Raw genomic sequence first — 8,126 nt, forward strand, 5'->3', positions numbered from 1 at the left:
AGATAGGAACTTCATTAATGATAGGAAGTTTTATAATGTATGGAGGTTTTTTATTAAATAAATTTTTCGCAATAATAGTTGCTAATAAAATTGGGAAAGGCCTATGGATTGGGCTTGCTACAGTCATAACATTCTTCATCGTCTCTTTCTATATCACAAAATTCATTGGGGAACCTGAAGAGTTTGGAATAATGACTGACCTATTAATATATCAAGCAATAGTAGCCATTTTAACAACTGTCATACTTGAACAACATTTAAAGAACAAAGAAAAAGTCAAAGATATGAATTAATTTCTTATTCAAATACCTTGAGATAGCAATAAATCTCTTATTTTCTGTGGTGAAGCAGGTTAGCTTTACAACAAGGGCGTTGATTTGCTAAGTCCACGGTTTAAGTAATCTTTTATTTTTATCAAAGTACTGGAAATTCTAAGATTGAGCGTCAGGAGATGCTGTGTCCTGACGCTCCTTCTCTAATGTCATAATTTATTTAGCAAAAACATGATTTCCAATCCGAACAGTTTCGGTACGAGTAGCAATCCATTGGTTAGTAGCAATTTTTGGATTATAGAAAAAGAGTGACCCAGATCCTTGCCCTCTAAATGCTAGAGCCTCATCAACAGCTCGAATCGATTCATTATCAGCCGGACGGTTAATACGTCCATTTTGAACAGGTGTAAACGCGTAGTATCCGTTTGAAACTTCATTAATAACTCCTCGAACCGTATTCGGAAAATCCTTATGGTCAACTCGATTTAATACGACGGTTGCAACAGCGACTTTACCAGCATAAGGTTCTCCTTCTGATTCAGCCATCACTAAACGTGCCAGTAAATCCCTCTCTGAAGCAGAGATAGATTCTGGAATTGTTAACCTTTCTCCTACCATAATCATTGATGACGATTTATTATTTGCATTTTTAATAGCGGATACAGAAACTCCATATTTTTGACCAATTTTATACAAAAATTCTCCAGACGCTACGGTGTGTGTCGTTATTTGTGCGTTTGTATCATTTCCTCCAATAAAAACAAGTGATGCTGCAACGCTAATAGTGATTATTAATTTTTTCATTGTATAAACCTCCTAGAAGTAAGTGACTCTATTAAACTAACATGAAAAATTAGACTAGGAGGTGACCAAATTTACCCATTTGGAAAAATGGACTTGAGGATACCATTAACCCGAACGCTCGAAGCTGTTTTTTACATTACTGTTACGAAATATGTGGGAGTTTGTAAAAAAACATGGAAGTAAACAGATTTGTTAAAAATATTAGTAGTTGTATAGATATAGAGATCACCAACATCTAGAAAAGTTGATGGTCATGAAAGAGATGAGTAAGTTCTTTAATTCGCTAAATGAAAAAGAGTTTTTTGAAAAGTCTTCTGAACTCCCAAGGCAATGGGGCTTATTATTGAAAATAAATGGTGAGCCTGAGTGTCCAAAAAATTCTTTTGGTTATATATTTTTAAGTTTGATAGCTAGAAACAGATGAAGAGATTAATAATTAGTCTGGAGAAATTTCAGATTATAACAACTTCGTTTGATAAACTCCTTACAGCAGGCCCTAAAGAGGTTTTTTTGTTTTAAATCATCAACCTCCTAAGTAATCAAAAGTGATCATTTATTAAAATTTAAAACACATAAAAACTCCATATTTGATGGCTATGCTAAATCAGATAACAAAAATTAATAGGAAACGGAGTATGCGAATGTCAATAAAAACAAAGTTTATAAATTCAAATGCACTTAAACTACTAGCTGTTATTGCGATGGTTGTAGACCATGCATCAATATGGCTTGTGCCTGATGACACTACACTAGCAATATTTGCTCGTGGTTTTGGAAGATTGGCTGCCCCCATAATAGGTTATATGATTGCAGAAGGATACTTCTATACTTCTAATAAGCAAAAATATCTAAAACGACTTTTCATTTTTGCTTTAATTTCGCACTTCCCATTTGTGATGTACTTCGGTCTTGAATGGTGGCAGGGAACTAGTGTAATATGGGGACTGTTTATGGGGTTAGTTGCATTAGCTATTAGTCAAACTACTTACATTTCTCGATTAATAAAAGTTATGATTATTGCTTTGTGCTGTTTACTCGCTTGGACGGCTGACTGGAATTACATTCTTGTATTGTGGATTTTATTTTTTGGAATATACAAGGGACAGTTTAAGATGCAGATGATTAGCTTTGCATTTATAGGGACTGTTTTTTATATTCTTCCTGGCATAAGTTTAGGAATGGATTACGCTTTTCGCTTTGGTATCCTTTTGGCCATTCCTTTTCTTGCTTTATATAATGGAGAAAGAGGAAAAAGCTCAGCTCTTATTAAATGGGGATTTTATGTTTTTTATCCAGCTCATCTTTTAGTACTTTATATTTTGAGGTACTTCATATTTGCATAAATTAAATATTGAGGAGATATATAATCATGATTTGGCTAAAAAAATACAATGTTATATTGATAATGGCTATGCTAATAATCATAATTTTACTAACAGCTTGTATTGATAGAACAAATGTGGATAATTTTATACCAAATGAGTCCATTCCCGCTATGAATGAAGTAGAAAAATCTTCCGAAATTTCAGCCGATGAAGTAATTGAAGAGCCACAAGCAAGAATGTACGAAGGGGATTTAGAGTTACCTGTGGTTGGAGCTACAGGATTTACTTCTATCAGTTTAGATTTGAAAGAATTTCCAAAAAGTGATTCTGAAACTATTGATATATTTGAAGCAGGTACTGCTTTCGAAATTTTAAGAGAAGAGGGAGATTGGTGGTTTATTAAAAGAGGTGATTTAGCTGGTTGGTTACAACATAATTATACTTTTATTAACCTTCCCGATGTTATTCCATCTATTATCTATGATAACACTAATACCTATTCTTCTAAATTCGTTTCATCTGGTAAGGATATCCCTAATATTTCAAACCGTGCCTTATATCCGGGCAAGACATACAACGAACGGCTTGAGAGTGAAGAATATATTATGCCTGTGCTATATTCAATGTCCAAAAAAGTTCATTTAGCACAGCAGCTTGCCCTGTCAGAGGGCAACTCACTAAAAATATATGAGGGATTTAGGCCCTACTCTGTACAGAAAGCGGTTGTAGAAGGCTTGAGTAAGTTAGCCGATGATGATCCAGAAGTTATGACTGGTATTAACACACTTCCTTGGGGGATAAATTGGTTTATAACAGACGGTGTTTCTAATCATCAAATGGGTTATGGCATCGATCTCAGTTTAGTTAAAATTAAACTCTAAAAAGGAGGTTCCAATTGGTGAATACACCAGAGTCTTAATTAAAGATTATATGGAATATGCGATGCCTACACAAATACATGAATTAAGCGGAGCATCTGCTGTATTTACTACCCCAGTTTCATCACAAAATGCAATTGATTGGAAAACTGCAACTTATGCTGATTCAATGAACGAGGCTGCTATAAAGTTACAAACCTATGCTACGACGGCGGGGCTGACACCCTTAGCTTCGGAATGGTGGCATTTTAATGATTTAGATGCTAGGGATGAAACTGCACACAATAGCAGTGAAGGTGACTATTTATTAACTGAGATTTATAGTTCAAGTCCTCTAATAGGTGATAATTAGCTATAAAGCCTTAAGTGCAAACGTATTGCATAGAGATACGTTACTTATCTAATTTTCAGAAAAAAAGATCCGCTACGTGGAAATTTATAAAACTCGTAGCGGGTACTTTCTCTTTTAACACTGAAAACCCACTTATTTTTAAATGCAATGACTCGCATTTTTGATATTGTTATAAATAGACTAGGGAAACGTAGAACGGATCCCTAGAAGTAATTGTATGTTGTATTTCTCAATCGGTAAGGTTTAGTTGATCTTCAACCAAAGCTTTGATCGCCGTAAGTAAACCAGCTAAGAACAAAGAAACAGTTATTTTCCAATGTAAGTGGTAATAGGAGAATAAACTAGTTAAAAACATCCAACCGAGCCATAACCAAATTACTTTACTCATCGCAAACTCTCAAATTACCGACCACAACGGGTATATTTTTATCATAAGTCCCCATCAGTTTCCTCCTAATAATAAGTCTCATTCTCTTTATCTGTTAATCTATGTTTTCTTTCGTAATTTTAGAAGATCTTGTGAATAGAACGTACTTTTAACGAATGATCGAATTAAGATAGTACCTTTAACTATTTTGTTATGTTCTTAACCGGTTCCCAATTGCACATTGCTGCTAAAAAATATTTTTATGAAAATATTAAACTTCATACTTTGAACAAATTCATATGAAATAATCCTCTTAATAACGAAAATAAGGGGTTTTAATTATGCTAAATGAGAAAAGAGTTTTCTTGAAAAGTTTTATGCACTCCCCAAAGGCTATTGGAAGTATTATCCCTAGCTCTCCTTACCTCGTTCAAAGTATGGTGAATCAAGTAAATTTACAAAAAAATTCGAAGGTTGTTGAATTAGGAGCTGGAACAGGAGTACTTACTGAAACAATACTCAAAGAGTCAAAACTAGATCACCCATTAATAGTATTTGAAAACAATTCCTCCTTAAAACAATCGTTAAACAGATTTGCTTCTGAAATTACTATTTTTGATGATGCTTTTAACTTAAAGGGGAGCCTAAATGAACAAGAAAAATCAATTGATTATATTTTTTCTGGCCTTCCTTTACTAAATTTCAAAAAAGAAGTACTAATCAATTTACTTGATCAGATAGACTATATTCTCAAACCAGGCGGAAAATTTATTGCTTTTCAATATACACCTTTTTTGCTTCCTTATCTTAATGCGGCTTTTGATAAAACGAGTCTTAAAATAGTTCCTTTGAATATTCCTCCTGCTTTTGTCTTTGTCTGTGAGAAGAGACATTGAGATAAAATCGAAGTTCTACTTACTAGGACTTTGGATTAGAGAGCCACTTATAAACTAAAAAAATTAGAAAGGCTGGATTTATATGTATAACAAATCAAAAAAAATAAACCCAAATGCTGCCGAAGTAAATGAAATAATTTTATACGATGGGATAGAACTAACAGTAATTGCTGTGTACAACAATAGTGTGGTAGCTGAATTTATTACGTATCCTGTTTGTGGTAGGGAGGATGAATTCCCCTTTGAACGTACCTGTATCAATCATCGAAACTATCAACGTACCTTTGAAACTATTTAAATGATAAAAGAACTAACAGGAATTATATTTAATTTTCATAATTAATTCAAACTTTCCTTATATATTTATAACTATAGTTAAGATTTTATATTAACTTAGCAAGACAAGTAAACAGCTAAGAGGTGAAAGGGAAATGGAAGAAACAATTCAACCGTTAAGCAGAGTTTTTCTTGAGATCGGTCCTTTAAAAATTTATTGGTATGGGGCTCTTATTGGGATCGGTGTAGCCATTGGTTATATAATGGCTACACGAGAAACGATTAAACGAGGGCTACCGAAAGATACATTTGCGGATTTACTACTATGGGCATTACCTATCTCCATTATTTGTGCCCGCTTGTATTATGTGGCCTTCCGATTTGAACATTACGTAGACGACCCTATAAGAGTGTTGTATATATGGGAGGGTGGCTTAGCTATACATGGTGGATTAATTGGCGGTGTAGCGACAGCTATTGTTTATGCAAAAAAACAAAATATACCAATATTTAAATTGTTGGATATCGGTGCTCCTAGTATCTTACTTGCTCAGGCAATTGGTCGTTGGGGTAACTTCATGAATCAGGAAGTGTATGGTGGACCTGTAACAAGAGAGTTTCTCGAAAATCTCTTGTTACCTAATTTTATTATTAATCAAATGTACATTAATGGAACCTACTATCAACCAACGTTTCTATATGAGTCAATCTGGAATATGATTGGTGTTGTAATTTTGCTATATCTGCGTAGGTTAAACCTAAAACAAGGTGAAATTTTTTATAGCTATCTCATTTGGTATTCTATTGGTCGCTTTGTCATAGAAGGAATGAGATTAGATAATCTGATGATTGGTGATACTTTGCGAACGGCACAAGTAGCTTCTATTATATTGATTATTGGGGCGGTAATAACTTGGATTTATCGGAGAAAAGCAGGTTTAGCCAATCAAGGATATCTTGATGAGATCGTGAAGCAACAAAGAAATAATAAAGCAAAGAAGAGAAAGAAAAAATAGACATTCTAAAACAGCTGACCATTTATTAAGGGTCAGCTGTTTTTAGCTTAATTGATAAATGGTGATGTTTATCTATTGCTCTTGTCTAGTTTACAAAGGTAATTGCTTGTTTTCCCATTTGTTCCCATGCTTCTACAAAATCCCTTTGGGGGATTTTTCTATTCTTAACATTTGCCAAGGGGTCATTAAAATAAACATAATCATCATCAAATCCTGTAACTAAGACAGAATGCTCTTTATACGTTATTTTAACAGAGCCGCTTGGAGTATCCCAAGTTTCGAATAAGTTTTCAGGAAGTTTCGAAAATGTAACATTAGATATGATCCAGACTGGATTTCCATTGCTTACGTGATAGAGAATATGTTGGAAGTCAGTCCCGGTTATATCAATTACTCTATTAGGCAAGTAAAATTCTGCTAATTCTTTAATAGGACCATGGTATACACCATAACCAGGATTGTTAATGTTATACATATCACCTACAAAACCATCATAAGGGTTACCAAAAAAGACTTGATCGCCTTTTTTTTGATAGGGAGTTGAATCTTTTTTTACCTCATCTGCAAGTACCATTTTGTTTACATTTACTCCTGCATAATTTAGAAACATGGCAAGACTTGTTACTTCACATCCTCTTGGAAGCTCAGGTAACTGAGAAATTAAAGGGGCATCTAATAATATACTTAGAGGAAGTTGAAAGTCATATCTCCAAACGATGTGACTATCATTAAGAAAATAAACATTGCTTTGTATCTCTTGAGCATAAATAACAGCCTCTTTATAACTCTCAAAACCTCTTGTTATGTCATTTTCATGGACAATAAAAGGTAAATTTGAATCGTTAGATACTATTTGTGAAGGGTGTTGTGAATTACTGTATACCTCTTTAAAACTGTTTATTTTACTAGTGAAATCGAGATCTACCCATTCTTCCTGTATATTTAAATACAATAAAAAAGTAAACATGGCCAAGATTAGAAAAGAAAAAACAAATAAGCCTTGTTTTAAGATTCCTTTTTTTATTAGCCTAGATAAGGCTGTAACAGCAAGTACAAGAAACACAATATAACTCAAAATAAAAAATAGAACTTCCATTCTACGACCTCTTTCAAAAAATAAGTATTAAGTTAGTGGTTCGATAATCTAGATAAATATGTGAAACTTGTGTAATAGAATAAGCGAAAGATTTGTAAAAAATGTGAAGATAGAAAAAAAGTTATGATAAATGATAAATTAAAGCATAAAAAAATTGTAAAAATACCAGAATGATTGAAAAAGCATTCAAGCTAGGACCTATAGTTCAGCCTAGGGAGAAAGGATAGTCTATACTTTTGCTTTCTAACCGTAAAAATTAAACATTAAATTAGAGGATTAAGTAAACGCGAGTTTTATACCAAGGAGGGTGAAATTATGATTGGTGAGGGGATCAGAAAATTAATAGGTTGTATTCTCTTACTAAGCATATTTTTCGTGGGCTATTCTACGCCTGTTCAAGATGTCATAAGTATTCCAAATGAGATTACTGTATATGAAGGGCAGCAAATAAGCTGGGAAGTTTCTTCTACACGTATAGGTGACTTATCTACAAAAACTGAAAATGAAAAACTTGTTACAAACATTACTACTTCTACAAATAATAGAACAGGTACAACTTCAATCACTGCAACAAGCAAAGAAGCCAATGATACAACTTTGACAATTGAAATAGGTAATTTTCCAATTAAACAAGTTCAGGTTCGTACATTACCAGAACTGAAAATTTTGCCTGGAGGTCAATCCATTGGTGTCAAGCTAAATAAAGAAGGCATGCTTGTCGCAGGCTATCATTCTGTTAAGTCTTCAGTTGGAGAAGAATCACCTGCAATACAGGCAGGAATAGAAGTAGGCGACTTGATAACGAAAATTAATGGTAATCCTATAAGTAGGGCGGTTCAAGTGG

11 protein-coding genes are annotated in these 8,126 nt (G+C 33.6%); 8 read left to right on the forward strand and 3 right to left on the reverse strand.

All coding sequences use genetic code 11. The features are described 5' to 3' along the window. Positions 1–293, forward strand: a 293-nt coding sequence (locus JCM9157_RS22195; RefSeq protein WP_035668499.1) for a hypothetical protein, incomplete at its 5' end; no start/stop codon positions are given. A gap of 195 nt (positions 294–488) precedes the next feature. Here the strand turns inward: JCM9157_RS22195 and JCM9157_RS22200 are convergent. Further along, the gene (locus JCM9157_RS22200) at positions 489–1,076 is read right to left on the reverse strand and encodes a cell wall hydrolase (RefSeq protein WP_034633106.1); all 588 of its coding nucleotides are present in this window, start codon (positions 1,074–1,076) and stop codon (positions 489–491) included. A 641-nt stretch (positions 1,077–1,717) separates the two neighbouring features. On the opposite strand from JCM9157_RS22200, the gene JCM9157_RS22205 reads away from it, so the two are divergent. The 3 genes from JCM9157_RS22205 to JCM9157_RS25560 all read left to right on the forward strand — a co-directional run bounded on the left by JCM9157_RS22205 (position 1,718) and on the right by JCM9157_RS25560 (position 3,631). Further along, a complete protein-coding gene (locus JCM9157_RS22205) occupies positions 1,718–2,419 on the forward strand; it encodes a TraX family protein (RefSeq protein ID WP_003321603.1) in 702 nt (233 codons plus the stop codon). 26 nt (positions 2,420–2,445) lie between these two features. Beyond that, positions 2,446–3,282, forward strand: coding sequence for a D-alanyl-D-alanine carboxypeptidase family protein (locus JCM9157_RS22210; protein WP_235715081.1), 837 nt, complete (start codon positions 2,446–2,448; stop codon positions 3,280–3,282). 61 nt (positions 3,283–3,343) lie between these two features. Then, positions 3,344–3,631 (forward strand): M15 family metallopeptidase, encoded by a 288-nt coding sequence (locus tag JCM9157_RS25560; protein WP_235715082.1) that lies wholly within the window; start codon positions 3,344–3,346, stop codon positions 3,629–3,631. 229 nt (positions 3,632–3,860) lie between these two features. On the opposite strand, the gene JCM9157_RS24790 is transcribed toward JCM9157_RS25560, so the two are convergent. Beyond that, positions 3,861–4,019: a hypothetical protein gene (locus tag JCM9157_RS24790; RefSeq protein WP_156314941.1), complete on the reverse strand. Its 159-nt coding sequence runs from the start codon at positions 4,017–4,019 to the stop codon at positions 3,861–3,863. Positions 4,020–4,339: 320 nt separating this feature from the next. On the opposite strand from JCM9157_RS24790, the gene JCM9157_RS22215 reads away from it, so the two are divergent. The 3 genes from JCM9157_RS22215 (at position 4,340) to lgt (ending at position 6,186) form a co-directional block, all read left to right on the forward strand. Further along, positions 4,340–4,894 carry a class I SAM-dependent methyltransferase gene (locus JCM9157_RS22215; protein ID WP_052002430.1) on the forward strand — a complete coding sequence of 185 codons (555 nt, stop codon included), beginning with the start codon at positions 4,340–4,342 and terminating at the stop codon, positions 4,892–4,894. An 82-nt stretch (positions 4,895–4,976) separates the two neighbouring features. Next, complete coding sequence (locus JCM9157_RS22220; RefSeq protein ID WP_034633098.1) at positions 4,977–5,192, forward strand: DUF2187 family protein; 216 nt, start codon at positions 4,977–4,979, stop codon at positions 5,190–5,192. A gap of 133 nt (positions 5,193–5,325) precedes the next feature. Continuing rightward, positions 5,326–6,186, forward strand: a complete 861-nt coding sequence (gene lgt, locus JCM9157_RS22225) for a prolipoprotein diacylglyceryl transferase (RefSeq protein WP_035668505.1) — start codon at positions 5,326–5,328, stop codon at positions 6,184–6,186. Between the two features lie 85 nt (positions 6,187–6,271). Here the strand turns inward: lgt and JCM9157_RS22230 are convergent, their stop codons facing one another. Next, positions 6,272–7,282, reverse strand: a complete 1,011-nt coding sequence (locus tag JCM9157_RS22230; protein WP_052013317.1) for a C39 family peptidase — start codon at positions 7,280–7,282, stop codon at positions 6,272–6,274. Positions 7,283–7,597: 315 nt separating this feature from the next. Between JCM9157_RS22230 and JCM9157_RS22235 the strand changes: the two genes are divergently transcribed. Beyond that, positions 7,598–8,126 (forward strand): PDZ domain-containing protein (locus JCM9157_RS22235; RefSeq protein ID WP_035668507.1); only part of this gene is annotated, 529 nt, incomplete at its 3' end.

Source organism: Halalkalibacter akibai JCM 9157 (assembly GCF_000513135.1).
Classification (GTDB): Bacteria; Bacillota; Bacilli; order Bacillales; family Bacillaceae_D; genus Halalkalibacter; species Halalkalibacter akibai.

Excerpts from the sequence above, each read along its gene's own strand:
- JCM9157_RS24790 (WP_156314941.1), bottom strand. The coding sequence starts at position 4,019 with ATGAGTAAAGTAATTTGGTTATGGCTCGGTTGGATGTTTTTAACTAGT.
- JCM9157_RS22230 (WP_052013317.1), bottom strand. The coding sequence starts at position 7,282 with ATGGAAGTTCTATTTTTTATTTTGAGTTATATTGTGTTTCTTGTACTT.
- JCM9157_RS25560 (WP_235715082.1), top strand. The coding sequence starts at position 3,344 with ATGCCTACACAAATACATGAATTAAGCGGAGCATCTGCTGTATTTACT.
- JCM9157_RS22215 (WP_052002430.1), top strand. The coding sequence starts at position 4,340 with ATGCTAAATGAGAAAAGAGTTTTCTTGAAAAGTTTTATGCACTCCCCA.
- JCM9157_RS22200 (WP_034633106.1), bottom strand. The coding sequence starts at position 1,076 with ATGAAAAAATTAATAATCACTATTAGCGTTGCAGCATCACTTGTTTTT.
- JCM9157_RS22220 (WP_034633098.1), top strand. The coding sequence starts at position 4,977 with ATGTATAACAAATCAAAAAAAATAAACCCAAATGCTGCCGAAGTAAAT.
- JCM9157_RS22205 (WP_003321603.1), top strand. The coding sequence starts at position 1,718 with ATGTCAATAAAAACAAAGTTTATAAATTCAAATGCACTTAAACTACTA.
- JCM9157_RS22210 (WP_235715081.1), top strand. The coding sequence starts at position 2,446 with ATGATTTGGCTAAAAAAATACAATGTTATATTGATAATGGCTATGCTA.
- lgt (WP_035668505.1), top strand. The coding sequence starts at position 5,326 with ATGGAAGAAACAATTCAACCGTTAAGCAGAGTTTTTCTTGAGATCGGT.